Source organism: Bradyrhizobium sp. F1.13.3 (genome assembly GCF_040548265.1).
Taxonomy (GTDB): domain Bacteria; phylum Pseudomonadota; class Alphaproteobacteria; order Rhizobiales; family Xanthobacteraceae; genus Bradyrhizobium.
In genome coordinates this window covers 339,057-363,712 of the sequence record NZ_JBEPRI010000002.1, presented here as the reverse complement: position 1 = coordinate 363,712, position 24,656 = coordinate 339,057, and the positions used below count along the sequence as shown (strand labels likewise).

At 64.1% G+C, this 24,656-nt stretch carries 24 protein-coding genes; 10 read left to right on the top strand and 14 right to left on the bottom strand.

Annotated features, from left to right (window positions below):
- Window positions 1-18 precede the first annotated feature (18 nt).
- A complete protein-coding gene (locus tag ABIB66_RS06595) occupies window positions 19-1,230 on the top strand; it encodes an ABC transporter substrate-binding protein (protein WP_354206080.1) in 1,212 nt (403 codons plus the stop codon).
- A gap of 209 nt (window positions 1,231-1,439) precedes the next feature.
- Here the strand turns inward: ABIB66_RS06595 and ABIB66_RS06590 are convergent, their stop codons facing one another.
- Entirely contained in the window at window positions 1,440-2,702 is a 1,263-nt protein-coding gene (locus ABIB66_RS06590; protein ID WP_275168484.1) for an NAD(P)/FAD-dependent oxidoreductase, read from the bottom strand.
- 308 nt (window positions 2,703-3,010) lie between these two features.
- Between ABIB66_RS06590 and ABIB66_RS06585 the strand changes: the two genes are divergently transcribed.
- Window positions 3,011-4,183 carry an ABC transporter substrate-binding protein gene (locus ABIB66_RS06585; RefSeq protein WP_275168483.1) on the top strand — a complete coding sequence of 391 codons (1,173 nt, stop codon included), beginning with the start codon at window positions 3,011-3,013 and terminating at the stop codon, window positions 4,181-4,183.
- 158 nt (window positions 4,184-4,341) lie between these two features.
- Here the strand turns inward: ABIB66_RS06585 and ABIB66_RS06580 are convergent, their stop codons facing one another.
- From ABIB66_RS06580 to ABIB66_RS06540, 9 genes are all read right to left on the bottom strand, one after another.
- Window positions 4,342-6,213 (bottom strand): bifunctional sugar phosphate isomerase/epimerase/4-hydroxyphenylpyruvate dioxygenase family protein, encoded by a 1,872-nt coding sequence (locus ABIB66_RS06580; protein WP_354206083.1) that lies wholly within the window; start codon window positions 6,211-6,213, stop codon window positions 4,342-4,344.
- Window positions 6,210-6,947 carry an ABC transporter ATP-binding protein gene (locus tag ABIB66_RS06575; RefSeq protein ID WP_354206085.1) on the bottom strand — a complete coding sequence of 246 codons (738 nt, stop codon included), beginning with the start codon at window positions 6,945-6,947 and terminating at the stop codon, window positions 6,210-6,212. Before ABIB66_RS06575 ends, ABIB66_RS06580 begins: the two co-directional genes overlap by 4 nt.
- Window positions 6,948-6,957: 10 nt before the next feature.
- On the bottom strand, window positions 6,958-7,701 hold the full coding sequence (locus ABIB66_RS06570; protein ID WP_354206087.1) for an ABC transporter ATP-binding protein: 744 nt from the start codon (window positions 7,699-7,701) through the stop codon (window positions 6,958-6,960).
- On the bottom strand, window positions 7,698-8,696 hold the full coding sequence (locus tag ABIB66_RS06565; protein WP_354206089.1) for a branched-chain amino acid ABC transporter permease: 999 nt from the start codon (window positions 8,694-8,696) through the stop codon (window positions 7,698-7,700). The genes ABIB66_RS06570 and ABIB66_RS06565 overlap by 4 nt, the downstream gene beginning before the upstream one ends.
- Window positions 8,693-9,568: a branched-chain amino acid ABC transporter permease gene (locus ABIB66_RS06560; protein WP_354206091.1), complete on the bottom strand. Its 876-nt coding sequence runs from the start codon at window positions 9,566-9,568 to the stop codon at window positions 8,693-8,695. The genes ABIB66_RS06565 and ABIB66_RS06560 overlap by 4 nt, the downstream gene beginning before the upstream one ends.
- Before the next feature lie 233 nt (window positions 9,569-9,801).
- Window positions 9,802-10,932: an ABC transporter substrate-binding protein gene (locus ABIB66_RS06555; protein ID WP_354206093.1), complete on the bottom strand. Its 1,131-nt coding sequence runs from the start codon at window positions 10,930-10,932 to the stop codon at window positions 9,802-9,804.
- Window positions 10,933-10,991: 59 nt separating this feature from the next.
- Window positions 10,992-11,870, bottom strand: a complete 879-nt coding sequence (locus ABIB66_RS06550) for a shikimate dehydrogenase (protein ID WP_275168476.1) — start codon at window positions 11,868-11,870, stop codon at window positions 10,992-10,994.
- Between the two features lie 143 nt (window positions 11,871-12,013).
- Complete coding sequence (locus ABIB66_RS06545) at window positions 12,014-12,952, bottom strand: LysR family transcriptional regulator (RefSeq protein ID WP_275168475.1); 939 nt, start codon at window positions 12,950-12,952, stop codon at window positions 12,014-12,016.
- A gap of 135 nt (window positions 12,953-13,087) precedes the next feature.
- Window positions 13,088-13,264 carry a hypothetical protein gene (locus ABIB66_RS06540; RefSeq protein WP_007597932.1) on the bottom strand — a complete coding sequence of 59 codons (177 nt, stop codon included), beginning with the start codon at window positions 13,262-13,264 and terminating at the stop codon, window positions 13,088-13,090.
- Window positions 13,265-13,430: 166 nt separating this feature from the next.
- Between ABIB66_RS06540 and ABIB66_RS06535 the strand changes: the two genes are divergently transcribed.
- The 7 genes from ABIB66_RS06535 (at window position 13,431) to ABIB66_RS06505 (ending at window position 18,776) form a co-directional block, all read left to right on the top strand.
- Window positions 13,431-14,159 (top strand): helix-turn-helix transcriptional regulator, encoded by a 729-nt coding sequence (locus tag ABIB66_RS06535; protein ID WP_354063917.1) that lies wholly within the window; start codon window positions 13,431-13,433, stop codon window positions 14,157-14,159.
- Between the two features lie 86 nt (window positions 14,160-14,245).
- Window positions 14,246-14,905 (top strand): acyl-homoserine-lactone synthase, encoded by a 660-nt coding sequence (locus tag ABIB66_RS06530; protein ID WP_354206097.1) that lies wholly within the window; start codon window positions 14,246-14,248, stop codon window positions 14,903-14,905.
- Window position 14,906: 1 nt separating this feature from the next.
- Entirely contained in the window at window positions 14,907-15,125 is a 219-nt protein-coding gene (locus ABIB66_RS06525) for a hypothetical protein (RefSeq protein WP_275168472.1), read from the top strand.
- A 311-nt stretch (window positions 15,126-15,436) separates the two neighbouring features.
- Window positions 15,437-16,354, top strand: a complete 918-nt coding sequence (locus ABIB66_RS06520) for a branched-chain amino acid ABC transporter permease (protein WP_007615745.1) — start codon at window positions 15,437-15,439, stop codon at window positions 16,352-16,354.
- Window positions 16,351-17,295, top strand: a complete 945-nt coding sequence (locus ABIB66_RS06515; RefSeq protein WP_354254604.1) for a branched-chain amino acid ABC transporter permease — start codon at window positions 16,351-16,353, stop codon at window positions 17,293-17,295. Before ABIB66_RS06520 ends, ABIB66_RS06515 begins: the two co-directional genes overlap by 4 nt.
- A complete protein-coding gene (locus ABIB66_RS06510; protein WP_354206100.1) occupies window positions 17,288-18,055 on the top strand; it encodes an ABC transporter ATP-binding protein in 768 nt (255 codons plus the stop codon). Before ABIB66_RS06515 ends, ABIB66_RS06510 begins: the two co-directional genes overlap by 8 nt.
- Window positions 18,048-18,776 carry an ABC transporter ATP-binding protein gene (locus tag ABIB66_RS06505; protein ID WP_354206102.1) on the top strand — a complete coding sequence of 243 codons (729 nt, stop codon included), beginning with the start codon at window positions 18,048-18,050 and terminating at the stop codon, window positions 18,774-18,776. Before ABIB66_RS06510 ends, ABIB66_RS06505 begins: the two co-directional genes overlap by 8 nt.
- 174 nt (window positions 18,777-18,950) lie before the next feature.
- Here ABIB66_RS06505 and ABIB66_RS06500 read toward each other — a convergent pair whose 3' ends face one another.
- The 4 genes from ABIB66_RS06500 to ABIB66_RS06485 all read right to left on the bottom strand — a co-directional run bounded on the left by ABIB66_RS06500 (window position 18,951) and on the right by ABIB66_RS06485 (window position 23,656).
- Window positions 18,951-19,316, bottom strand: coding sequence for a hypothetical protein (locus ABIB66_RS06500; protein ID WP_354206104.1), 366 nt, complete (start codon window positions 19,314-19,316; stop codon window positions 18,951-18,953).
- 324 nt (window positions 19,317-19,640) lie between these two features.
- On the bottom strand, window positions 19,641-20,624 hold the full coding sequence (locus tag ABIB66_RS06495) for an FG-GAP repeat domain-containing protein (protein ID WP_354206106.1): 984 nt from the start codon (window positions 20,622-20,624) through the stop codon (window positions 19,641-19,643).
- 55 nt (window positions 20,625-20,679) lie between these two features.
- Window positions 20,680-22,116: a glutamine synthetase family protein gene (locus tag ABIB66_RS06490; RefSeq protein WP_354206108.1), complete on the bottom strand. Its 1,437-nt coding sequence runs from the start codon at window positions 22,114-22,116 to the stop codon at window positions 20,680-20,682.
- Between the two features lie 181 nt (window positions 22,117-22,297).
- The gene (locus ABIB66_RS06485) at window positions 22,298-23,656 is read right to left on the bottom strand and encodes an aromatic ring-hydroxylating dioxygenase subunit alpha (protein WP_354254602.1); all 1,359 of its coding nucleotides are present in this window, start codon (window positions 23,654-23,656) and stop codon (window positions 22,298-22,300) included.
- 109 nt (window positions 23,657-23,765) lie between these two features.
- Between ABIB66_RS06485 and ABIB66_RS06480 the strand changes: the two genes are divergently transcribed.
- Window positions 23,766-24,551, top strand: coding sequence for an IclR family transcriptional regulator domain-containing protein (locus ABIB66_RS06480; RefSeq protein WP_354254600.1), 786 nt, complete (start codon window positions 23,766-23,768; stop codon window positions 24,549-24,551).
- The last annotated feature ends 105 nt before the right edge of the window (window positions 24,552-24,656 follow it).

The following is a 24,656-nucleotide window of genomic DNA, read 5'->3' as shown; positions in this document are numbered from 1 at the left end:
ACAACAGGGGAGGGAACAATGAAGAACTTGAAGTGGACGCTTGCGCTGGCCGCGAGCTTGATTGGCGGCGTGGCAAATGCCGAGATCTCGGACAACGTCGTGCGTGTCGGCGTTCTCAACGACATCTCCGGCATCTTCCAGGATACCAACGGCATGGGCTCGGTCGAGGCCGCGCGCATGGCCGCCGAGGACTTTAACGGCGGCGGCAAAGGCATCAAGGTGGACATCGTCTACGCCGATCACCAGAACAAGGCCGATGTCGGCAACGCCATCGCGCGCAAATGGCTCGATGTCGAGGGCGTCGACGCCATCGTCGACGTGCCGAACTCGGCCGTCGGTCTCTCCATCAACACGCTGCTGCGCGACAGCCGCATGACGTTCCTGGCGTCGTCCACCGCGAGCTCGGATCTCACCGGCAAGGCCTGCTCGCCCAACACCATCCAATGGGTCAACGACGCCTGGGCCACTGGCAACACCACGGCAGCCGCGATGATGTCGCGCGGCGGCAAGGACTGGTATTTCCTCACGGTCGATTACGCGCTCGGCAAGGGCATCGAGGCGGAAGCCCAGAAGTACATCGAGGCGCATGGCGGCAAGGTGTTGGGCTCCAGCAAGCACCCGCTCGGCACGTCCGACTTCGCCTCCTTCCTGTTGCAGGCGCAGGGCTCGAAGGCGCAGGTGATCGGGCTCGCCAATGCCGGCGGCGACACCATCAACGCGGTGAAGCAGGCTGCAGAGTTCGGGATCCAGCAGGGCGGACAGAAGCTCGTCGCCTTCCTGCTCTTCATCAACGACGTCCACGGCATGGGCATCAAGGTCGCGCAAGGCCTCCAGCTCATGGAGGCCTTCTACTGGGACATGAACGACGACACCCGCGCCTTCGCCAAGCGCTTCGCGGCGCGGCCCGGCATGAACGGCAAGATGCCGAGCGGCAACCAGGCCGGAGTTTATGCCTCCACGCTCGCTTATCTCAACGCGGTCGTCGCGACCGGCAGCGATAATGCCAAGGACGCCGTGCCCGAGATGAAGAAGTTCAAGGGCAAGGACAAGCTGTTCGGCGACACCACGATCCGCCAGGACGGCCGCGTCGTGCATCCGATGTATCTGTTCGAGGTGAAGAAGCCGGAGGAGTCGAAATATCCGTATGACTATTACAAGCTGGTTTCGACGATCTCTGCGGAGCAGGCGTTCCGCCCGCTGGCGGAAGGTGGGTGTGAGTTGGTGAAGTAAGTCTCGTGCCCCGGACGCAGTGCGGCGCGTAGCGCTGCGCTGCGGAGCCGGGGCCCATGACTTCTGAGTCCCATGACTTCTGAGTCCCATGACTTCTGAGTCCCATGACTTCTGAGTCCCATGACTTCTGAGTCCCATGACTTCTGAGTCCCGGCTCTGCGTCGCGTCATTTCATGCCGCGCCGCGTCCGGGACACGAGAGGAACGCCCCTACACCACCTTGCTCGATCCCTGCGTGATCAGCCGCGCGGCGCGCTGGTCGCGGGCGTAGATCCAGAGCCAGCTCAGCGCGACGCTGAGGCGGTGGCGCAAGCCGATCAGGAAGTAGATGTGGGCGATGCCCCAGATCCACCACGCGATGGTGCCGCGCAATTTGATGCGGCCGAAGTCGATCACGGCGAGCCGCTTGCCGATCTGCGCGAGGCTGCCGGAGTGCTTGTAGCGGAACGGGCCTGTCGGCTCCTGGCGCAGCCGCGCCTTGATGGTCTCGGCCACGTGACGCCCCTGCTGCTTGGCCGCCGGCGCGATGCCGGGCACGGGCTTGCCGTCCCAGGCGTTGATCAAGACGGTGTCGCCGATTGCAAAGATTTCCGGATGTCCCGGTATCGTCAGGTCCGCCTCGACCTGCACGCGTCCGGCACGATCGGCCGGCGCACCCAGCCACTCGGCCGCGGGCGAGGCGCGCACGCCGGCGGCCCAGATTCGTGTCTTGGCTTCGAGCAGCTTGCCGCCGAACACCACGCCCTCGCGGTTGATCTCGGTGACGGCCTGTCCGAGCACGACCTCGACGCCGATCTTTTCCAGCGAGGCCTGGGCATAGGCCGAGAGATCATCTGGAAAGCCTGCGAGCACGCGCGGACCGGCCTCGATCAGCACGACACGCGCCTTGTTGGTGTCGATGTTGCGGAAGTCGGCTGGCAAGGTGTGGTGCGCCATCTCGGCGATGGTGCCCGCGAGCTCCACGCCCGTTGGACCGGCGCCGACGATGACGAAGGTCAGCCGCGCCGCGCGCTTGGCCGGATCGGTCTCACGCTCGGCGCGCTCGAACGCCACCAGGATGTGACGCCGCAGCGTCGTCGCGTCCTCCAGCGTCTTCAGGCCGGGCGCGAACTGCTCCCATTCGTCGTGGCCGAAATAGGCATGCCGCGCGCCGGTCGCGAGCACCAGCGTGTCGTATGGCACCTCGCTGCCGTCGTCGATCAGCACGCAGCGCCTGTCGGCGTCGACGCCGCTGACGGTCGCAAACAGCGTCGTCACATCGCGCCGGTCGCGCATCAGGTGCCGGACCGGCCATGCGATCTCGCTGGTGGCGAGCGAAGCGGTCGCGACCTGGTAGAGCAGCGGCTGGAACAAATGATGGTTGCGGCGGTCGATCAGCGTGATCTCGACCGGGCTGCCGGCGAGCCGGTGGGTCGTCTCCAGCCCGCCGAAGCCGGCTCCGACGATGACGACGCGATGCGGTGTCGTGGTCATGATGCGCCCCTCGAATCTCGCTGCTCTATTCTCTCATTTAAGTGCGGATTGGGCGTGGCGGTCCAATAGCCATCATCAATGGACGGATAGGCCAAGGGCATCGAGTGTATCGCCGTCCCGCGAAAAAGCGCCGCAGCCTCCGTCTAAGTAAGTAGAATTATATTTCTTGCTATCGCCGATCAGGGCGAAATATGGTGCAGGGGCGGGCGCTGAGCCATTGGCGGCGCGCAAGATTTTGCGTTCAATAGAGATGACCCGGGGCGGCAATCACCCCGCTTCCGGGCGTAATAATATGGAGGGGAGTTGTTATGAGGACGGCATTCTGGCTGGCGGGCGCAGCGGCGCTGGTGCTGGCAAGCCCGGCATCCGCCGGCGACACCATCAAGATCGGCTTCGTTTCGACCTTCAGCGGCCCGACCGCCGTGATCGGCAACGACATGCGCAATTCGTTCGAGCTCGCGCTGGATCACATCGGCCGCAAGATGGACGGCAAGCCGGTCGAGGTGATCTACGAGGACGACGGGCAGAAGCCCGACGTCGGCAAGCAGAAGACCGAGAAGCTGGTCCAGTCCGACAAGGTCGATTTCATCGTCGGCTACATCTGGTCGAACGTGCTGCTGGCCTCGCTCAAGACCGCCGTGGATTCGCAGACCATCCTGATCTCGGCCAATGCCGGTCCGTCGCAGCTCGCGGGCGAGCTCTGTTCGCCTTACGTGTTCTCGACCTCCTGGCAGAACGACCAGACCCCGGCCGCCATGGGTCTCTACATGAACCAGAAGGGCGTCAAGAGCGTGTTCCTGATCGGCCCGAACTACGCCGCTGGCAAGGACATGCTCGCAGGCGTGAAGAGCACGTTCAAGGGCGAGGTCAAGGGCGAGGAATACACGGTCTGGCCGAGCCAGCTCGACTTCTCCGCCGAGCTGTCCAAGGCGCGCGCCTCGGGTGCCGAGTCGATCTTCGTGTTCTATCCGGGTGCAGCCGGCGTGCAGTTCCTCAACCAATATGCGCAAGCCGGGCTGAAGAGCACGATGCCGCTCTACACGGCTTTCACCGTCGACGAGCTGTCGCTGCCGCTGCAAAAGGAGAACGCGCTCGGCGTTCCCGGCGCGCAGGAATGGGTGAATGATCTGCCCAACGAGCAGAACAAGCGCTTCGTCGCCGACTACCGCAAGAAGTATCCCGGCCTGCGCCCGACCTATTACGGCGCGCAAGCCTACGACGCGGCCCAACTCATCAACAGCGCGGTGGTCGCGGTGAAGGGCGACACCAGCAAGAAGGACGCGATGAAGGCCGAGATGGAGAAGGCCAACTTCAAGTCGCTGCGCGGCCCGTTCAAGTACGGCAAGAACCACATCCCGGTGCAGAACTTCTACCTGCAGGACGTGGTCAAGGATGGCGAAGGCCAACTCTCCCTGAAGACGGTCGCGACCATCGTCGAGAACGACCAGGATCGCTTTCACGACAAATGCGCGATGAAGTGAGCTGATTGCTTCTTCCTCTCCCCGTTCTTACGGGGAGAGGGGTTCTCAGCTCTCGCTTTCGTCATTGCGAGCGTAGCGAAGCAATCCAGAATCTTTCCGCAGAGGGATTCTGGATTGCTTCGTCGCAAAGGCTCCTCGCAATGACGGCGTGGAGGCAGCTACACCCGCGGCATGCTCACAGGCCGCACCTCTCGGGCTTGCGCCGCGAGCCTGATGCCGGCATTGGCCGCACCAAATCCCTGATAATCCCTTCGCTCCACGATTTCGAAGAAGAAGCGCTCGTCGAAGATGTGGGTGTAGACCTGGAAGAACTCCCCGTCGCCTTCGCGGTCGTAAAGAATGTGGTTGGCGCGCAGCTGCGCCATCAGGTCGGGCGCGAGGTCGTATTTGGCTTCGATGTCGTCGTAGTAATTGTCCGGAATATCGAGGAAATCCGCGCCGCGCTTGCGCATCTCCGCGACCGCCGCGAAAATGTCCGGGCACGTGAACGCGACGTGCTGCACGCCCGAGCCGAAGAACTCCGAGATGAAACGGGCCGGCAGCGTGCGGTTGGCGGATGAGCCGTTGAGCACGAAGCGCAGGCTCTGGTCGCCGTTGACGACGGCCTGGCTCTGCACGAGTCCTCTGGGATCGGCGATCTCCATCTGCGGCAGCCGCTTGAGGTCGAGGATGCCGGTGTAGAACAGCAGCCACGACAGCATCTCGTCATAGGGCATCGACTGCGCGATGTGATCGACGGCCAGCAGGGCGTCCGCGCGAGCGTCGCTCGGGACCTGTTCGAAATCCGTGTCCCAGTTCTTGCCGGCTTGGTCTAGAAAATACAGCAGGCTGCCGCCGACGCCGTGGATTGCGGGGATCTCGAGCTCGCCCGGCCCGACCGGCTGGTAGAAGGTGCGCGCTTTCAGTGTCTCGGCGCGCTGCATGACGAGGCCGGCATTGTCGACGTCGAGCGCGATGGCGCAGACGCCGGGGCCATGCGTCACGTAGTGCGAATGCGCAAAGCCATCGGTCTCGGAGTTGACGACGAGCTCGACCTTGCCCTGCGACCAGCGCTCCACCGCCTTGCTGCGATGCTTGCCGGTCTTTCGGAAACCGAGCTGCGAAAGTAGGTGGGCGAGTTCGCCGGCCTTGGTCTCGTTGACGGCAAACTCGATGAAGCCGGTGCCGCGACTTTTGGGCTTCGGTGCCAAGGGCTCGCTGATGAGCTTTGGCCAATCCGGTGCAAGCTGGTCCTCCAGCAGGATCAGCGAACGCAGGCCGTCGACCGCGGTCTGTACCGCCGAGCCGGCGCGGAATTGGTCGTTGAAGATCTCCAGCGATAGCGGCCCGGCATAGCCGGTCGCCGCGATCGCCGCCATGAACTCGCCGACCGGCAGATCGCCCTGGCCGGGGAAGGAGCGGAAGTGCCGGCTCCAGGACAAGATGTCGAGCTCGAGCTTCGGCGCGTCCGCAAGCTGGACCAGGAAGATCTTGTCGCCGGGGATCGAGGCCATCGAGCGGACCGGAAAGCCGGGGGCCAGCGCATGAAAGCTGTCGAGAATGACGCCGATCGCGGGGTGATCGGCGCGCCGCACGATCTCCCAGGCATCGCGGTAATCGTTGACGTGGCGTCCCCAGGCCAATGCCTCGTAGCCGACGCGCAAGGACCGTTTGGCCGCGCGGTCGCCAAGTTCGCGAAAATCATCCGCGGCGCGGTCGATGCCGCCGAGCGAGGCCGGCGACACGTTGGAGCAGATCAGCAGCAGATCGGTGCCGAGCTCCTGCATCAGGTCGAACTTGCGTTCGGCGCGGGCAAAGTTGCGCGAACGCTGCGGCTCCGGCATGCCCTCGAAATCGCGAAACGGCTGAAACGCACAGATCTCGAGATTGAGGTCCTTGCAAAGCTGAGCCACCTCGCGCGGGCTTGCGCCGAACGACAGCAGGTCGTTCTCGAAAATCTCGACCGCGTCGAAGCCGGCGGAGGCGATGGCGCGGAGCTTTTCGTCAAGGGCGCCGGAGAGAGAGACCGTTGCGATCGAGCGTTTGGTCATGCTGCGTTGTCCTCCATCGCGCCGCCGAGGAACAATTGTCCGATGCGGGGATCATTCAAAATGCGCTTCGCGCCGTCGACCATGCGGGTCTGGCCGAGCTCGAGCACGATGCCGATGTCGGATATCTCCAGCGCCGAGCGTGCGTTCTGCTCGATCATCAGAATGGTGACGCCGCGGTCGCGCAGGGATTTCAGGATGTCGAAAGTCTGCTGCACCATCAGCGGCGACAGGCCGATCGAGGGCTCGTCGATCAGCACCAGCTTTGGCTCGAGCAGGAGCGAGCGGGCGATTTCGAGCTGCTTCTGCTCGCCGCCGGACAGCGTGGAGGCCTGCTGCGTCGATTTCCGGCGCAGTGCCGGGAACAGGTCGAGCGCGGCCTCGATCCGGCTCTGCAGGTCGATGCCCTTGCCTGCGGAAACGCCGCCGAGCTCGACGTTATGGCGTACCGACAGCTCGGGAAAGATGTTGCGGCCCTGCGGCACGTAGCAGATTCCGGCATTGAGCAGCGCGCGCTGGCTCAAACTGGTGACGTCGCGGCCGGCGAAGCTGATCTTGCCCTCGCGCAGCTTGAGCAGGCCGAAGATCGCCTTGAACACGGTGGACTTGCCGGCGCCGTTCGGGCCGATGATGGTGGTGATGGTGGCCTGCGGCACGGCGAAGGTGGTGCCGTTCAGGATCGTCATCTTGCCGTAGCCGCCGACGAGATTGTGAACCGAGAGGATCGGATCGCTCATGGCTGGTTCCTCAATGTCCAAGATAGGCTTCGATCACGGCAGGGTCCTTGCGGACCTCGTCCGGCCGTCCCATCGCCAGCACCTTGCCTTCCGCCATCACCATCACGCGCGAGCACAGCGACATCACGAATTCCATGTTGTGCTCGATCACGACGAAGGTGGCGTTCTTCTCGCGGTTGATGGCAACCAGCCGCTCCTTCAGGTCCGTCAGCATCGACGGGTTGACGCCGCCGGCGGGCTCGTCGAGCAGCACCAGCCGCGGTCCGCCCATGAAGGCCATGGCGGCGTCGAGCAGTTTTTGCTGGCCATAGGAGAGCCCGCCGGCCGGCTCGTCGGCGAGATGATCGAGCTTGAAAAAGCCGATCATCTGGTTGGCGGCCTCCGTCAGTCCGGCGTCGGAGCGGCCGACCAGGCGCGAGGCCATGCTGCCCTGGTGCTCCTGTCCTGCGAGGATCAGGTTCTCGCGCACCGAGAGTTTTGGGAACACTTGCAGGAGCTGGAACGTGCGACTGACTCCGAGCTTGTTGAGCTCGGCGGGTCGCAAGCCCGTGACGACCTTGCCGTCGAGCTTGACCTCGCCGCCGCTCGGCGTGAGCTGGCCGAGGATGCAGTTGAACAGGGTCGACTTGCCGCAGCCGTTCGGCCCGATCAGGCCGAGGATCTCGCCCTCGCGGACGTCGAAAGAGACGCCGCCGACGGCGCTGATGCCGCCAAAATTCTTCTTCATATCGGTGACTTCGAGGACCGCGCTCATTGCACCGTCTCCAGCCGGGACTTTGCGACGGCGCGCTGGGCGGAGGCCGCTTTGGTTCGCCGCTCGGCGAGATAGCGGTCGAGGATTCCCAAAATGCCGGTCGGCGACCAGATCAGCAGCCCCATCACCGCGATAGCGTAGAGCATCAGATAATAGCCCTCGGTGAAGCGCAGCCATTCCGGCAGCAGCACCGCGATCATCGCGCCGAGGAACGGACCCAGGAAGAATCCGGCGCCGCCGACGATCACCATCATCAAGAGGTCGAGCGAGAGCGACAGGTTGAACGGCACGGGATCGATATATTGCGTCAGCGGCGCATAGAGCGCGCCGGCGACCCCGCCGAGCGCGGAGCCGATCGCGAACGCCATCAGCGTATAGCGTCGCGTGTCGACGCCCAGCGACTGCGCCCGCAGCGGGTTTTCGCGCAGCGCCATGAAGGCGCGGCCCCAGGGCGAGCGGATCAGCCACCACACCGCGAGCGAAACGATCGCGAGCGAGCCGAGACAGACATAGTAGAACGGCAGCGGCTTGTTGGTCGTGATGCCGAAGATGTGCGGACGCGGAATGTTGGAGATGCCGTAGATGCCGCCGGTGAGCCAGCTCTCGTTGCGAAACACCAGGAAGGCCAGCGTGGAGAAGGCGAGCGTGACGAAGGCGAGGTAGTGGTGCTGCACCCGCAGCGCGGGATAGCCGAGCACCCAGCCGACCGCGAAGCTCAAGGCGATCGCGACGACGATCGCCGCCGGCAGCGGCCAGCCATGGGTGGTCATGATCGCCGCGGCGTAAGCGCCGATGCCGACGAAGGCACCCTGCGCCAGCGAGACCTGGCCGGCATAACCGAGCGTGAGGTTGAGGCCCATTGCGGCGATGGCCATCACCGCCCACTGGCTCAGGATGAACAGGCCATAGCGGTTGAAATTCATGGGAACGACGATCAGCGCAGCGATCACGATGAGGCCGAACGCGATCTTCAGAGGTTTGGCGAAGCCGCTCATACGGTGCGCTCCTCGGCGCGGCCGAGCAGGCCCTGCGGCCGGAACAGGATGACGGCGATCAGGAAGATCATCGGCACGGCGGCGCGGTACTGCGTCGAGACATAGGCGGCCGCGAGATTGTCGAGCACGCCGATCAGGAGACCGCCTGCGATCGCGCCGCGCACCTGGTTGAACCCGCCGACGATCGCGGCGATGAAGGCGGCCTGGCCCAGCACCTCGCCGGACGTGAATTTCGCGAGGTAGATCGGCGTGATCAACAGCGAGGCGAGAGCGACCAGGAACGCGTTGATCAGGAAGGTCAGGAGGATCATGCGCTCGACGGGAACGCCGATGATGCGTGCCACCGTCGGGTTCTGCGCCGCCGCCTGCATCTGGTGGCCGAGCGAGGTGCGGTTGAGAAGCGCAGTCAAGCCGAAGACGGCAAGGATAGCGAGGACGAGGACCCCGATGCTTTGCAGCGAGACGGCATGGCCGAGGATGGAGACGTCGCCGGTCGGCACGATCGAGGGGAACGGTGAGGCTTCGGCGCTGAAGAACTGTTTTACGGCCTCCTTGAGGCCGATCGCGAGCGCCATCGTCGCGATCGCCAGCGGCAGCACGCCATGGCGCGTCATCGGATCCACCAGCAGCATCTTGAAGGCGAGGCCGAGCAGGAGCATCGAGAGCAGGATGCCGAGGATGATCGCGAGCCAGAACGGCGCGCCGGCATGCATCGCCGCCAGCATCAGGAACGCCGGCAGCATCACGAACTCGCCTTGCGCGAAATTGATAGTCTGCGAGGTCTGCCACAGCAACGTAAAGCCGACCGCGACCAGCGCATAGATCGCACCGGTTGCAAGTCCCGCGACCAGAAGATCGAACAGATTGGACATTTTCCCCTCTCGGCGCTCGCGCCCTGTCTTCTCGCTCTCCCCGGTCTTCCTTTTCTCCCTCTCCCCGTTCTTTCGGGGAGAGGGTCGGGGTGAGGGGCTCTTTCCGCGACCTCAATTGTCACCGTATTCGCGGAACCAGCCCCTCACCCCGCCCTCTCCCCGCGCAGGGGCGGGGAGAGGGAGACGAAAGATCTCTCCCCGCGAAGAGCGGGGCGAGGCAGAAGGGCAGAGCCTCATTTCACCTTCGGCAGCACCTGCTTCACGACTTGCTTGCCTTCGACCACCTCGACAAGAAAGCTCTGGCGATCGATGTCGCCGGTGTCGCTGAAGGTGACGTCCATCAGGATGCCCGGCTCGTCCGCGGCCTTGATGGTCAGGCCATGCAGATTGTCGGCGAACGCCTTGGAATCGACCTTGCCCATCTTGTCGGTCGTGGCCTTCACCATGTAGACCGCGAGATAGCCCTTCAGGCCGTTATGGTCGGGCACGTAATTGTACTTCTTCGCGAACTTGTCGCGAAACGCCTTGATCAGGTCGACCGGCGCGTCGGTGGTGAGACCGACATGGCCGCGCGCGCCGTTGGCGGCATCGCCTGCGAGTTCGATCACCTTCTGCCCGATCAGCGTGGTCTCGCCCATCAGCGGCGCGGTGACGCCCTGGCGCTTCAGCTCCTTCAGGATGCGTGCGCTCTCTTCTTCGTTGAGATAGACGAACACGGCGTCGGGATTGGCAGCCTTGATCTTGCCGACGTCGGCGGCGAAATCGGCCTGGCCCGCCTCGGTGGAGAGATCGGCGACCACCTTGGAGCCGAGGCGGTCGAGCTCCTTGACGACGACATCGCGACCGCCGCGGCCAAAGTCATTGTTGACCCAGACCACAGCGACCGACTTCGCCTTCATGTCGTCGTGAATGTATTTGGCGACCTTCGGCATCGAGGATTGCTGGCCGAACGAGGTGCGGAACAGGAATTTGTTTCCGGCCTGCGTCAGCTCGGCGGCTTCGCCGCCCATGATCTGCGCGATGCCGGCCTCGGCCGCCAGCGGCGCGGTGACCTTCACGGAGCCGGAATAGCCGGGTCCGAGCAGCACATAGGGCTCGGCGTCGAGCGCCTTTTGCACCTGCGCGCGCGCGACGCCCGGGTTGGATTGCGAGTCCGCATGAGTGACTTCGAGCTTGCGGCCGAGCACGCCGCCCTTGGCGTTGATCTCCTCGATCGCGAGGTCGATGCCGTTCTTCCAATTGGTGCCGACGGTGGCGCCGCCGCCGGAAAGCTCGGCGACGTCGGCGAGCTTGATCGCCTGGGCGTGGACACTGGTTGCGGTCGCGAAGGCAAGCAGGGCGCCCGCCAGAATGGTCGATTTCATGGTCTCTCCTCCGATTTTTTCGTTGATGTTGCGTGCGGCCTTGTGTCCGGCCGCTTCGATTACGCTGCCTGATAGGCCGAGCTTCGTGCCGCCATCACCTCGTCGAATGCCTCTCCCATGACCTCGGTCGATGGGGCGAGGCCCGTGAACAGTTCGAAAGCGTCGGCGGCCTGGTAGATCGCAAGCTCCCGCCCGGTCATGATCCGCGCGCCCTTGGCTTGGGCGGCCGCCAGCAGCGGCGTGATCAGCGGCGAGTAGACGGCATCGGCGACCCATAGGTTTTGACGCAGCAGCGTCGGCGCGACCGGCGTTTCCCGGTTCGGCAGCATGCCGACCGGCGTGCCGTTGACGAGGCCTGTTGCGCCGTCGAGCGCGGCCTCGGCGCTTGCGGCGACCCTGGCGCCACCCTGCTTGACGAGCAGCGCGGCGAGTTTTTCGGCGCGTGCCGGCTCGCTGTCGAAGATGCGGATGTCGGTCACGTCAAGGCTCGCCAGCGCAAAGGCGATCGCCTTGCCGACGCCGCCGGTGCCGATCACGGCGACCGCGTTTCCAGAGGGCGCCAGCAGCGGCGCGACGGCGCGCGCAAAGCCCGTCGTGTCGGTGTTGTGGCCGATCAGCCGGCCGTTGCTGACGACGACGGTGTTGACCGCCCCCATGGCGGCCGCACCCGGTGCCAGTTCATCGAGCAGCGGGACCACCGCCTCCTTGTAGGGAAAAGTGACGTTGACGCCGGCAAAGCCGAGGCGCCGCACGCCTTCCAGCATCATGGCGAGCTCGGCCGAGCCGGCGCCGGCCACCTCGATGAGCTGGTAATGGCCGCGCAAGCCCAGCGCCTCGGCGGCGCGCTCGTGCATGGCGGGGGATGCGGAATGCGCAATGGGAGCGCCGATCAAGCCGGTGAGAAGCTTTTTGCTGGCGGCGTGTCCGGGCTTTGACATGGTTCGCTATCGTCTCGTTGGGAGCGTTCGGTCCCGGCCATTAGCGGAGAAATCTGCGCAATTCCAAGGGGCTTCCGCGTGCGACGATAGCGCTTCCCCCGCCTAACACAATTACCCTCTTGTCCTGCAAACCTAACATAATGTTACTTCCTCCGCCCGCGTGGCGGCGCGGCCCTGCCTTTGCCCCGCGACGGCTCGACCGCGCGCATCTCGGCGCGCAGGGCCTCGATGAAATACTCGACGTGAAGCGACAACGGCGCGCCGCGCTTCACCGCGATATAGGTGTCGAACCGCGTCGGCTCGGTGATCTTGATCAGCTCGATGCCGGGATAGCCGCCATGGGCAACCGTGAATTGGTCGATGATGGCGATGCCGAGCCCCGCCTTCACCAGCGCGCAGACCGTCGTGCCGAAGCGGGCGCGGATGGTGATGTTGTACTCGAGCCGGTGGCGCGCGAAGATCTCGGCCATGATCCGCCCGTAGGGATCGTTGGGATCGATGCCGATCAGCGGATAGCGGGTGATCTCGGCCGCGGAGACCTGCTTGCGGCCGGCGAGCTCGTGGCCCGGCGGCACGATGCAATAGAGTTCGCCGGAGGCGAGCGGCAAGAAATCGAGCCCGGAATGTTCGAGCCGGTAGCTCATCGCAACGCACTCGCCGCGGCCGAGCAGGAGATAGTCGATGGCTTCCTCGAGCTTGAGGATGTTGATGTCGATGCCGAGATCCGGATAGCGCCGCCGGACCCGCTCGATTGCGCGCGGCACCATGACTTGCGAAATGCTCGGCACCGAGCCGATCCGCAGCTCCGACAATCCGCCGCGGCCGATTTTGGAGATGATCTCGGAGAGGTCGTCGACCTTTTTGTAGACGCCGTTGATCTGCTCGAAGATGTTCTCGGCTTCCGGCGTCGGGAAATAGCGGCCGTTCTGGCGCTGGAAGAAGCGGATGCCGAGCGAGCGCTCGGTGTATTTGACGAGGCGGCTGATACCCGGCGCCGAAACGTTCAGCAGCTTCGCCGCGCCGCCGATAGTGCCCGTCACCATCACGGCACGGATCACTTCAACCTGGCGCAGCGTCATCATGTCCCGGGCATCCGAAAGATAATCGTTGGCGGCGATTATCTCACGAGAGCCATGATGTCAGCCAGCGGTAAGGACGGCCAGCGGTAAGGAAGACGCGCGATCTGTTGTAGCGGCGTCGGTTGCCTCAATTGCGTTCTAGCTCGCCGGTCCGTCCGGCGAGGCGCTCTCCGCCGGCTTACTGCGCTCGCTTTGCAGCACTCCGCGTGCGAACTCGATGATCTTCTGCTTGTTTGCCGTTTCGCGGACAGCAAAAAACACGCGGTTGAGTTCCAGGCCGAGCACGCTGTTGAGGGCGATGTCCTCGTCTTCCATCGTGGTGTTCCCGCTTCGACATCGTAGGTGTATCTTGACGTCACTTCTTCCACAAGTAGATTAAACCTTCGGGGTCAATGGGATACCGGGAAACTACGGAAACGCTGAATTGAGGCAGTGCCCAAAGACGTGCTATAACGGACAGCGAGGGTCAGGAAACGCACCGATGTCCGCCGTGGATTATGGCCGGGAAGCGCTCGACTTCATTGAGGGGCTTGGAGCCTATACCAAGGTTCCCGACGCCATGGACGCGCTTGCGACCGCGTTCGGGCGCTACGGCTTCGAGCACATCATCGTAACCGGCTTGCCGAATCCCGATCAGCGCTTCTCCCAGATGGTGCTCGCCAAGAAGTGGCCGGCGGAGTGGTTCAGCCTCTATACCCAGAAAGGCTACGACCGCGTCGATCCCGTAATCCGCAAATGCCGGCAGACGGTGAACCCTTTCGAGTGGTCCGAGGCGCCGTACGATCCAGAGCTGGAGCCGGGCGCAGTGGAGGTGATGCGGCGCGCTGCCGATTTCCGCATGTCGCGCGGCTTCGTCGTGCCGATCCACGGATTGACCGGCTACGAGGCCGGCGTCTCGCTCGGTGGCGTTCACCTCGACCTCAATGCGCGCAGCAAGCCGGCGCTGCACCTGATCGGCATGTACGGCTTCGAGCACATTCGCCGCTTGCTCCATCCGGCGCCGCATCGATCGATGCGCCTTACCCCGCGCGAGCGCGAGGTGCTCGCTTGGGCCTCGCAGGGCAAGTCGGCCTGGGAAATCGGCGAGATCCTGCACATCACGCAGCGCACCGCTGAAGAGCATCTTGCAACTGCCGCGCGCAAGCTTGGTGCCGTCAACCGGACGCATGCGGTTGCGATCGCGATCCGCCACAGAATCATCACCCCCTGAAATCCGCGCCTACTGGGAAATTTCCCAATAGTCGCTTTGTCCGTTTTCCGTGAGTGTTCCCCTTATTTCGAACAATGGGGGAATAAATGATTCATGTGATTTCTGCCGCCAACCGGCACCTCTACGAGGATGTTCTCGAGCAACATTTCAGGATGCGTCACCAGATTTTTGTCGAGGAGCGGAAATGGGAGGCGCTGCGCAAGCCCGATGGCCGCGAACTCGATAGCTACGACAATGAGGACGCGATCTACCTGCTGGCTCTCGAAAATCGCCGGGTGCTCGGCGGCTCCCGCCTGTATCCCACCACCAAGCCGACGATGATGAGCGAGGTCTTCCCGCATCTCGCCGCGGTGCGCGGTTGCCCCTCCAACCCGCTCGTCTGGGAGTGGTCACGCTTCTTCGTTTCGCGGGAGCGCCGCGACGGTGCGTTCAATTGGCAACTGATGGCAGCGGCGCAAGAGTTCTGTCTCGATCAGGGCATCGAGCGTCTCTGTCTTGTCATGGAGACCTGGTGGCTGCCGCGCTTCCACGAGATCGGATTCATCGTCACGCCGCTGGGATTGCCGGCGCTGGTCGAGAATTCCTGGACGATGGCGGCCACGATCGAGATCCGTCAAGAGTCGCTGGATGCCATGTGTGACCGTATCGGAATGACAAACGTCATGCATCAGGACGGTCCGCGTATCGATTGCATCGCCCTTGCCAACCGCTGCGGCCTCGCTGCCGCGCAACGAAAGAGCGCCTGAGATGTCGAATATGATGAGGGACAGCCAGATCATGGCGCAAATCAAGGACGAAAATCTCGGCTACATGTCCGACATGGCGCTCGAACTCGCGGAGATGGCGGAAGACACCGGATTGGCGACGCTCGCCTATCTTTTCCGGATGGCGGCGCTGGAGGCCTCGACAGCCAACAGCGTGCTCGCCGAACCGGATGACCATTCCCGGCAGATGACGTCGCACTAGGCGTCTCCTTCCCAACGTTGCGACGATTTTCACACCCTCTCTCCGGCAACGGAGGGAGGGTGATCCGTTTGGGTGCGGCAGGTTGACCCATCCTGCGCGGCAGTCTTCTTGCAAGGGCCGATTACAGGGCCAGGATCGATCGCATGCATCGGCATGCAACAAAGTGCATGTTGGATGTCGAATCGCTCTTGCCTCGGAACGATACTGCCATTACCCATTTTTCCGCCTTGTACAGGCAGGGGGAGCTCTTTCACTGATGGCGACCGTGTTCGAACATCGGCGCGAACCTGCGTGCGCCTGAAAGAGTTTTGATGCTGCTCGTCGTCGAACAGTTCTTGAACGGTTTGCAGTTCGGCCTGCTGCTGTTCCTGCTCGCCGCCGGCCTGACGCTGGTGTTCGGGATCATGGATCTCGTCAACCTCGCGCACGGCTCGCTCTACATGATGGGCGCCTATTTCGCCGCGACCTTCGCAGCCTGGACCGGCAGCTTCCTGCTCGGCGCGCTCTTGGCGCTCGGCGCGACCTTGGTGCTCGGCATCGTGCTCGAGATGACCGCGCTGCGGCATCTCTACGGACGCGACCATCTCGACCACGTGCTCGCGACCTTCGGCCTGATCCTGTTCTTCAACGAGGCCGTGCGGCTGATCTGGGGTCCTGCCGGGCTGGCGCTGCCGCTCCCGGCCTGGCTCACGGTGCCGGTGCCGATCCTGCCGGGCATTCACTATCCCGCTTATCGCCTGGCCATCATCGTCGTGGCGCTGCTGGTTGCGCTGCTGCTCTATCTCGGCGTGATGCGCACCCGCATCGGCATGCTGATCCGCGCCGGCGCCTCCAACCGCGAGATGATCGGCGCGCTCGGCATCAACATCAAGCTGCTCTACACCCTGGTGTTCGGCCTCGGTGCCGCGCTCGCGGGCCTTGCCGGTCTGATGCAGGCGCCGATCCTTACCGTGCAGATCGGCATGGGCGAGAACATCCTGATCCTCGCCTTCGTCATCATCGTGATCGGCGGTATCGGCTCGATCCGCGGCGCGTTCCTGGCCGCGATCTTCGTCGGTATGATCGACACGCTCGGCCGCGCCTTCCTGCCCAATCTGCTGCGGCAGGTGCTGAGCGGCGCCGCGGCCTCCACCGCCGCGCCCGCGCTGTCGTCCATGCTGATCTACCTGTTGATGGCGATCGTGCTGGTGGTGCGGCCGGAGGGGCTGTTTCCGGCCAACCGTCGATGAAGTCATTCACTGTGAGCAAGGCCGTGACGGCCCTGATGCTGGCGGGCCTCGTGCTGCTGCCGCTCTATTCGCAACTCTCAGGCAACATCTTCATCCTGACGCTGTTCACCCGCATCGTCATCCTGGCGCTGGCGGCCGCGAGCCTCAACCTCATCATGGGTTTTGGCGGCATGATGAGTTTTGGCCACGCCGCCTATCTCGGCATTGGCGGTTACGCGGTCGGCATGCTGGCGCAGGAAGGCGTCGGAAGCGGCTTCATCCAGTTTCCGGTCGCGCTCGCGGCCTCCGCGACTTACGCGCTGGTGATAGGCGCGCTCTCGCTTCGCACGCGTGGCGTTTACTTCATCATGATCACGCTCGCCTTCGCGCAGATGGCCTATTACGTCGCCTCGGGGCTGGCGCGTTATGGCGGCGATGACGGCCTCACCGTCTACAAGCGCAGCGACTTCTCTGGGCTGATCAATCTGTCGAACCGGCCGCAGTTTTATTATCTCTGCCTCGCCTGCCTGTTCGGCGTGGTCTTCCTGATCTGGCGCATCGCCAATTCGCGCTTCGGCCTCGTCCTGCAGGGCCTGCGCTCCAACGAGCAGCGCATGCAGGCGATCGGCTTTCCCTCGAAACGCTACCAGCTGGTCTGCTTCGTCATCTCGGGCATGATGTGCGGCCTCGCCGGCGCGCTGCTCGCCAACAACACCGATTTCGTCAGCCCGGCCGTGATGTACTGGACGCGCTCGGGCGACCTCATGGTGATGGTGATCCTCGGGGGCATGGGCACGCTGTTCGGTCCGGTCATCGGCGCGGTGGTGTATTTGCTGCTGGAAGAGTTTTTGTCGCAGCTCACCGAATATTGGGCGCTGATCATGGGCCCGATGCTGCTGCTGATCGTGCTGTTCGGCCGCGGTGGCATCATGGGCCTGCTCGGGAGGCTCAATCGTGGCTGAACCGCTGCTCCGCGTCGACAGGCTGGTGCGCCGCTTCGGCGGCATCGTTGCGACGGACAACGTCTCGCTCGACGTCGCGGCGGGTGAGCTGCACGCCATCATCGGCCCGAACGGCGCCGGCAAGACCACGCTGATCAGCCAACTCACCGGGCATCTGGAGCCGCATTCCGGCAGCGTCTCGCTGGCGGGGCGCGACATCACCTATCTGCCGGCGCATCGCCGCTGCGCGCTGGGCCTGGCACGTTCGTTCCAGATCACCTCGCTGCTGCTCGATTTCACCGCCGCCGACAATGTCGCGCTTGCGGCGCAAGCGCATGCCGGCACCTCGTTCCGCTTCTTTGCCAATGCGCGCAAGGAGAAAGGCCTGCGCGATGCCGCGCATGCCGCGCTCGACCGCGTCGGTCTCGCCCATCGTGCCGATGTCCTGGTGTCCAGGCTCAGCCATGGTGAGCGTCGCCAGATCGAGCTGGCGGTTGCGCTGGCAAGCAAGCCGAAGCTTTTGCTGCTCGACGAACCGATGGCGGGCCTCGGCGTCACCGAGTCCCAGCGCATGGTGCAGCTGCTCCAGGAGCTGCGCAAAGAGGTCTCGATCGTGTTGGTCGAGCACGACATGCCGGCGGTGTTTGCGCTGGCCGACCGTATCTCGGTTCTGGTCTATGGCCGCGTCATCGCCTCCGGCGATCCGGCCGCGATCCGCGCGAACGAGGACGTCAAGCGCGCCTATCTGGGCGAGGCGCATGTGGTGACGCACCATGGCTGAAAGAGGGATGGGTGACACGCTGCTCGAGGTCGACGGCATCGAGACCTGCTACGGCCTGTCCCAGGTGCTGTTCGGCTTGTCCCTGTCGGTCAAATCAGGCGAGATGGTCTCGCTGATGGGCCGCAACGGGATGGGCAAGACCACGACCATCCGCTCCATCATGGGCCTGACGCCGGCGCGCGCCGGCAGCATCCGCTTTGCAGGCACGGAAGTGCGGACACAACCGTCCTACAGGATAGCGCAACTCGGTGTCGGCCTCGTCCCCGAGGGGCGGCAGATCTTCCCGAACCTCACCGTGCGCGAGAACCTGGTCGCGGCCGCCGCCGATCGTTTCGACAGCAGCAATCCGTGGACGCTGGCGGCAATCTACGTGATGTTTCCGCGCCTGGCCGAGCGCGCCTCCAACATGGGCAACCAGCTCTCCGGCGGCGAGCAGCAGATGCTCGCGATCGGCCGCGCGCTGATGACCAACCCGAAGCTCCTCATCCTGGATGAAGCGACCGAAGGCCTGGCGCCCCTGATCCGCGAAGAGATCTGGAGCTGCCTGTCGCTGCTCAAGAGCCGGGGACAGTCGATCCTGGTCGTGGACAAGAACGTCGACCACCTTGCCCGCATCTGCGACCGCCACACCATCATCGAGCGCGGCAAGACGGTGTGGAGCGGCACCTCTGAAGAGCTGATGGCCGAGCCGGATCTGCAGCACAAATATCTGGGGATTTGACGGGGCGGCGAGGGGCGGTACGCCGTTGCAGCTTCCCTCGGTGTCGTCCTGGCGAAAGCCAGGACCCGTACCGCGAGGTCTCCCTATGAGGGCAGTATCAGTACCGAACAACGGTCTTCGCCAAACCCTTTTTGGGGTAATGGGTCCTGGCCTTCGCCAGGACGACGTTGGCAATCACCAATAAATCCCATGCCGATGCAGTTCGCGGATCACGCGTGCCTCGGTGGATGGCTGGCGACGTTTCGGCTTTGCCGTTTCTCTCGCGCTGGCAACCGGCGCGGCGCTGGGCTGAGTTGCGGCCGGAGCGGTCGCGGTTGTTGTGGCAGTCGCTGCCGGAGGCGTTGAAGCTGGGGCGGTGGTCGCCGTCTGGACATTCGTGGGCGCTGCCGCCGGAGCTTGTGGCGGCGTTGCTGCTGTCGTTGCCGAGTCGGCGGTCTGCTGGCTCGCATTTGTCGCTGCAAGGCTGAGGCTCCGCGGTCCGCCGGCATAGGCCTGGCTTGCCAGCAGCGACATTGCCGCGATCAGAATCAGCTTTCGCATGACACCCTCCGTTATCTGGTCAATCCGTCTTACCTAACTCGCCTGTCTCTATCGCGACGAGCGGCCCATCCCGATTTCGATCAGGGTGGCACGGCAGGACAGGCGATAAATCAAGCTGAACAGATGATCCCACATGATCGAACTCCGTTGTTGATCAGTCCGGGGATTGTGACCCTCCATCGTTTCCGGCCATCTTCGCGGGGGCGGAAAAATGACTTCGTCGGCAATGTCAAAGGTTTCGTCGGAAGCACCGGCGCGAAACCGGCTCACGCCGGCGTGAGGGCCTGTCGGAGTAATGGTCGTTGGCTCGGCGCCCCGGCGATCCTAATCGTGGACCAACATCAGCCGACCATCCTCGAGGCCGAACACGAGTGCGGGATGATCGCGGTATTTCATGCCGCCGATATTCGTCGCGATCCTTGCCGGAAGCCTGATGCGCGCGATGTCATGCGGACCAGCGACGAACCCGATGAGCCGCAGCGTTCGCCGTTCGAGGTCCGGCACCGCGAGATCTGGATGGCCGTCGCCATCGAAATCGGCCGTAAAGCTCATGTGCAGCGATCGCGAGCCGATGAAATGGTTCGATACGTCGGAGACTTCCGCCGATTTTTCCAAACGATCATGCCGCCAGGACCACATTTCGAGAATCCCGAGCACATGAGGCTGGCGGACAAGCACGATATCCGTGGTGCCATCGCCGTCGAAATCGGCGATGCCGGCCGGGTTGAGCCAAGCATGGGCGTGGCCGATCGGAGGCGTCTCCGCAACGATGGCCGCCGAGGCGGGATCAATGACAGCCAGCGCGGAGCCGCGTTTCAGATAGGATTTGACCAGCACAATCCTTTCGCGGCCGCCGATCGCGGCGACGCGCGGCTCGAGGTCTTCGAACACGGCGTCACCATCCAGGCGCAGCGTGCGTGGCCCACCCTCGCGCGGCTCGATCACCAGGCTGCCGGCCTCGATGACGTCGCCGAGGACGCCATGGCGATAGCGTTCGGTCGGCTCAGCGAGCCAAGCACGGGCGACGGTGTCGCGGCCTGTCGCGACGCGCCCATCCGCAAGGGCCCCGGGCGGCGGCGGCGGACGTTCGAGCGCCGCGGCCGGCACCATGCGCATCGCTTTCGCGTCGAACTGGTACCAATTCGTGCCGATTGCAATTCGGATGTCGCTATCCGCTAGATCAATTTCGCTGACGCGGCCGGGGGTCCGTACGGTGCTCGCCTGCCAATCGGCCAAAGCTGGCGCGGACAGGGCTGGCGCGAACAGTGTCAGGGAAAATAGCAGGACCGCCGGGCGTAACCGCATCATGGTACTCCTGGAAATCCGGCCGTGTTGCGGGGATCAGCGGCCGGTTGGCGGCGGCTCAAAACACCTCGAAATATTCGCGGTGCTCCCAGTCGGTCACCTCGGACAGGAAGCGGTCGATCTCGGCATTCTTGATGTGGGTGTAGTAATCGACGAACTCGGCACCGAGCTTTTCGCGGAAGAACGGATCGTCCTTCAGCGCGCTGACCGCATCGCGCAGCGACTTCGGCAAGAGCGGCGCCTTGGTTTCGTAGGGTGTGTCGGCCGACGGGCCGGGATCGAGCTTGCGGTCGACGCCGTCGAGGCCGGAGAGAATCTGCGAGGCCATGTAGAGATAGGGATTGGCGGCGGGCTCGCCGATGCGGTTTTCCAGGCGCGTGGCGGCATCGCCGGCAGCGCCGAGCACGCGGATCATCACGCCGCGATTGTCGCGGCCCCAGATCGCGCGGTCCGGCGCCAGCGAATAGGAGCGGTAGCGCTTGTAGCCATTGATAGTCGGGGTGGTGAACAATGTGGAGGCGCGGGCGTGATCGAGCAGGCCGGCGAGATAGGCCTTGCCGAACGCGCTGAGCGGTTCGCTGCCATCGTTCGCCATGAACTGGTTGTCGCCGCTCGCGCGCGAGACGATCGATTGGTGCAGATGCCAGCCGCTTGCGAACAGGTTCGGCAGCTTCGGCCGGCACATGAAGGTGGCGTGATAGCCGTGGCGGTGCGCGATCTGCTTCACGGCGGAGCGAAACAGCACCATGTTGTCGGCAGGCTCCAGCCCCTTCTTCGGCGCGAAGGTGAACTCACACTGGCTCGGCCCGAATTCGACCTCGACCGAGCGCAAAGGCAATCCGAGCGCGACGATGTCGCGCCGCAGGATCTCCAGCACCGGCTCCATCTGATCGAAGCGCTGCTCGGTGAGGTATTGATAGCCGTGGCTGAGCAGGCTCACCGACGGCGGCGTGCCGGGCTGGCCGGCGTCCTCGGGCCGCATATGCGGATCGTCGAGCTTGAAGATGTGGAATTCGACCTCGAGGCCCGCCACGAAATCGTGGCCGCGGCTTGCGAGTTCGTCGAGCACCTTGCGATACAGCCCGCGCGTCGCGAACGGCACGGGACGGCCGTCATTGAAATAGAGGTCGCACAGCACCCATCCCGTGGTCGGCGCCCATGGCAAAACGCGAAACGTCGTGGGATCTGCGACCATCAGCACGTCTGCCGCGCCCTCCATCTCCTTCATCCCGAAGCCGCCGCCCGAGGTGAACACCGGAAACACCGTGCGGTGCGAGGTGTCCTTGGCGAGCATGGTGGTGGTGATGGAGCAGCCGCTCTCCAGCGACGCGATCGCCTCGGCCGCGACGATGGTCTTGCCGCGCAAAATGCCGTGCTGGTCCGGGAAGGCGAGGCGGATGACCTCGAGGTTCTTCTCCTCGACGATGCGGCGCATACGCGCCGCCGCGTCCTTCTGCTCATCCGACCACAGCGCATGACGCGCGACGAAAGTCACTTTGGTTGCTCCTTGCTAGTCGGCGAGAGCATTGCCCACGCTGTCATCGTCCGCGAAGGCGGACGATCCAGTATTCCAGAGACGTTCGTTTGTCCACGAGAGGCCGCGGCGTACTGGATGCCCCGCTTTCGCGGAGCATGACAGTGGAGTATGTGGCGCCCGCCGCTGCCCAACGGCATTCTCACTCCGCCGCCGTCAGCCGATGCACGTTGTCCGCGATCTCCTTCGGCACCGGGGCCGTCCATGGCGCGCTGCGGCGGCGCTTGACGTCGACTTCCATCCAGTAGATCTCCCAGCCTCGTGTCGGCCCGATGCCGTCCATGGTCGCCGGGCCCTGGATCGAACGTGCGGTGGCCTCGTCGAGATGCAGCATCGGCTTCTCGCCGCCTGCGACTTTCTCGATCTCCTGCCGCAGCAGGCGGCGGTATTGCACGATCGCCTTGTCGCTCGTGCCGAGGTGCTCCTTGGTGCGATCCTGGATCGCGCCCATCGATTCCACCGCCCACTGGTCGTGCACGTTGATGTCGGTACCCATACCGGTATAGGTCGCCGTCTGCTGCTCGTGCGGGTCGAAGCCGTAATCGTTGGTCCTGTTCTTGCGAGATTTGTAGTCCGGCAGCTCATAGAGCTCGAGCCGCTGGTCGCGCATCTTCTTCTTGTCGACCGGATTCGAATAGCTGGTGAAGATCGCGTACCAGTAGCAGTTCTCGTCGTCGACCGGCACGTGCCACTGCGTGATCGTCATCTCCGTGCTCATGGGGATGACGAAGCCGTGCGGGAAGAGCTGGTTGGTGACGCGAACATGGGTGCGCTCCTCGTCGATCTCGCGCAGCGCGATCAGCCGCAGGCCGTATTCGGTGTGCTCGACATTGATGATCGGGCGATCGTATTCGCGCAAAATCTTCGTCATCGGCAAGTCGCTGCCGGCCGAGGCGCCGCGGAACTGCTTGCCGTAGGCCGTCGAGGTGTCCTCGTCCTCGAAGAAGCGATGCAGATAGGAGGCGTGCGCGGGATCGATGCCGACTTCGAGCGCCTGCAACCAGTTGCAGGCCATGTGGCCCTTGAATGCAAAGGTGTGGGTATCGGGCGCGACAAAACAGTCGAGCTCCGGAAAGGCCGGCGGCTCACCCTCGCCGAGCCAGGCCCAAAGGATGCCGCTCTTCTCCACCACGGGATAAGAGCGCTGGCGGATGTTCTGGCAGAGTTTTGAATCCTTCGGCTCGGCCGGGGTCTCGATGCACTGGCCGGTGGCGTCGAACAGCCAGCCATGGAAGGCGCAGCGCAGGCCGCCGTGCTCGAGCCGTCCGAAGGCGAGATCGGCGCCGCGATGCGCGCAGTGGCGATCGATCAGGCCGTAACGGCCGGTCTCGTCGCGGAACAGCACCAGGTTTTCGCCGAGCAATCTGATGGGACGGATCGGACGATCGCCGTCGAGCTCGTCCACCAGCGCCGCCGGCTGCAAGTAGCTCCGCATCAGCTTGCCACATGGGTCCTTCGGCCCGGTGCGGGTGATCAAGTCGTTCTGCTCCTGGCTCATCATGGCGAGTGCATCCTCTGTGGAGTGGCGGTTGTTCGCCTATTGAACGAATGGGCGAATTATGACATGCCTTGATCCGCCAGCAAGCACTATTTTGCAGGACCCTGACATCATGCCCAAGCTGAAACGAAGCGAGAGCGACGAGCGCGCGACGGATTTCGTCGAGAGCCTCGACCGCGGGCTGCGCCTGCTGCAGTGCTTCGGCACCACGGCCGGGCCGATGACGCTCAGCGATCTCGCCCGTGCCGCCGAGCTTCCACGCGCCACCGCGCGGCGCATGTTGTTCACGCTCCAGCGCGGCGGCTTCGTCAGTGGCGACGGCAAGCTGTTCTCGCTGACGCCACATGTGCTGACACTCGCCGCGTCCTACCTGCGGTCGAACCAGCTCGTCACGGTCCTGCAACCAGTGCTCGACCGCGTCGCGACAGCGGCCAACGAAATCTCCTCGCTCGCGGTGCTCGACGGCAATGAGGTCGTGTTCATCGCGCGCAGCAGTCCGGCGCGGATGTTTTCGGGTGGGCTGGACATCGGCTACCGGCTTCCAGCGTTTTGCACCTCCGTCGGTCGCGCCATGCTCGGCCAGCTCGACGATGCCGATCTCGCCGCACGGCTGAAAGCGATGAAGCGCGAGGCGCTGACGCCCGATGCTGTAACCGATCCCAAGGCACTGCTCGCGCGCATCGTCGCCGACCGCGCGCAGGGCTATTCGCTAGTCGACCGCGAAGCCGAGCCGCATTTCCGCTCAATCTCCGTCCCGGTGCGTCGTTATGACGATGTCATCGTCGCCGCTATCAACATGGGCGCCCATGTCGACCGCGTGCCGGCGCAGGAGTTGATCGAGCGATTTTTGCCACTGTTGCGTGAGGGCGCAGTGGCCATAAAGGATCGCCTTCTCTAGGCGCATCTTGTCTCCATTCAGCAGACGCAGCTTTAGGCGGACCCGCGCCGCGGCGAATCGCCACGCCTGTAAGTTGGATCACATCCGCACCTCGCCCCCACGAAT

Coding starts and splice junctions, on each gene's coding strand:
- ABIB66_RS06595 (WP_354206080.1), top strand. CDS start 19: ATGAAGAACTTGAAGTGGACGCTTGCGCTGGCCGCGAGCTTGATTGGC.
- ABIB66_RS06590 (WP_275168484.1), bottom strand. CDS start 2,702: ATGACCACGACACCGCATCGCGTCGTCATCGTCGGAGCCGGCTTCGGC.
- ABIB66_RS06585 (WP_275168483.1), top strand. CDS start 3,011: ATGAGGACGGCATTCTGGCTGGCGGGCGCAGCGGCGCTGGTGCTGGCA.
- ABIB66_RS06580 (WP_354206083.1), bottom strand. CDS start 6,213: ATGACCAAACGCTCGATCGCAACGGTCTCTCTCTCCGGCGCCCTTGAC.
- ABIB66_RS06575 (WP_354206085.1), bottom strand. CDS start 6,947: ATGAGCGATCCGATCCTCTCGGTTCACAATCTCGTCGGCGGCTACGGC.
- ABIB66_RS06570 (WP_354206087.1), bottom strand. CDS start 7,701: ATGAGCGCGGTCCTCGAAGTCACCGATATGAAGAAGAATTTTGGCGGC.
- ABIB66_RS06565 (WP_354206089.1), bottom strand. CDS start 8,696: ATGAGCGGCTTCGCCAAACCTCTGAAGATCGCGTTCGGCCTCATCGTG.
- ABIB66_RS06560 (WP_354206091.1), bottom strand. CDS start 9,568: ATGTCCAATCTGTTCGATCTTCTGGTCGCGGGACTTGCAACCGGTGCG.
- ABIB66_RS06555 (WP_354206093.1), bottom strand. CDS start 10,932: ATGAAATCGACCATTCTGGCGGGCGCCCTGCTTGCCTTCGCGACCGCA.
- ABIB66_RS06550 (WP_275168476.1), bottom strand. CDS start 11,870: ATGTCAAAGCCCGGACACGCCGCCAGCAAAAAGCTTCTCACCGGCTTG.
- ABIB66_RS06545 (WP_275168475.1), bottom strand. CDS start 12,952: ATGATGACGCTGCGCCAGGTTGAAGTGATCCGTGCCGTGATGGTGACG.
- ABIB66_RS06540 (WP_007597932.1), bottom strand. CDS start 13,264: ATGGAAGACGAGGACATCGCCCTCAACAGCGTGCTCGGCCTGGAACTC.
- ABIB66_RS06535 (WP_354063917.1), top strand. CDS start 13,431: ATGTCCGCCGTGGATTATGGCCGGGAAGCGCTCGACTTCATTGAGGGG.
- ABIB66_RS06530 (WP_354206097.1), top strand. CDS start 14,246: ATGATTCATGTGATTTCTGCCGCCAACCGGCACCTCTACGAGGATGTT.
- ABIB66_RS06525 (WP_275168472.1), top strand. CDS start 14,907: ATGTCGAATATGATGAGGGACAGCCAGATCATGGCGCAAATCAAGGAC.
- ABIB66_RS06520 (WP_007615745.1), top strand. CDS start 15,437: ATGCTGCTCGTCGTCGAACAGTTCTTGAACGGTTTGCAGTTCGGCCTG.
- ABIB66_RS06515 (WP_354254604.1), top strand. CDS start 16,351: ATGAAGTCATTCACTGTGAGCAAGGCCGTGACGGCCCTGATGCTGGCG.
- ABIB66_RS06505 (WP_354206102.1), top strand. CDS start 18,048: ATGGCTGAAAGAGGGATGGGTGACACGCTGCTCGAGGTCGACGGCATC.
- ABIB66_RS06500 (WP_354206104.1), bottom strand. CDS start 19,316: ATGCGAAAGCTGATTCTGATCGCGGCAATGTCGCTGCTGGCAAGCCAG.
- ABIB66_RS06495 (WP_354206106.1), bottom strand. CDS start 20,624: ATGATGCGGTTACGCCCGGCGGTCCTGCTATTTTCCCTGACACTGTTC.
- ABIB66_RS06485 (WP_354254602.1), bottom strand. CDS start 23,656: ATGATGAGCCAGGAGCAGAACGACTTGATCACCCGCACCGGGCCGAAG.
- ABIB66_RS06480 (WP_354254600.1), top strand. CDS start 23,766: ATGCCCAAGCTGAAACGAAGCGAGAGCGACGAGCGCGCGACGGATTTC.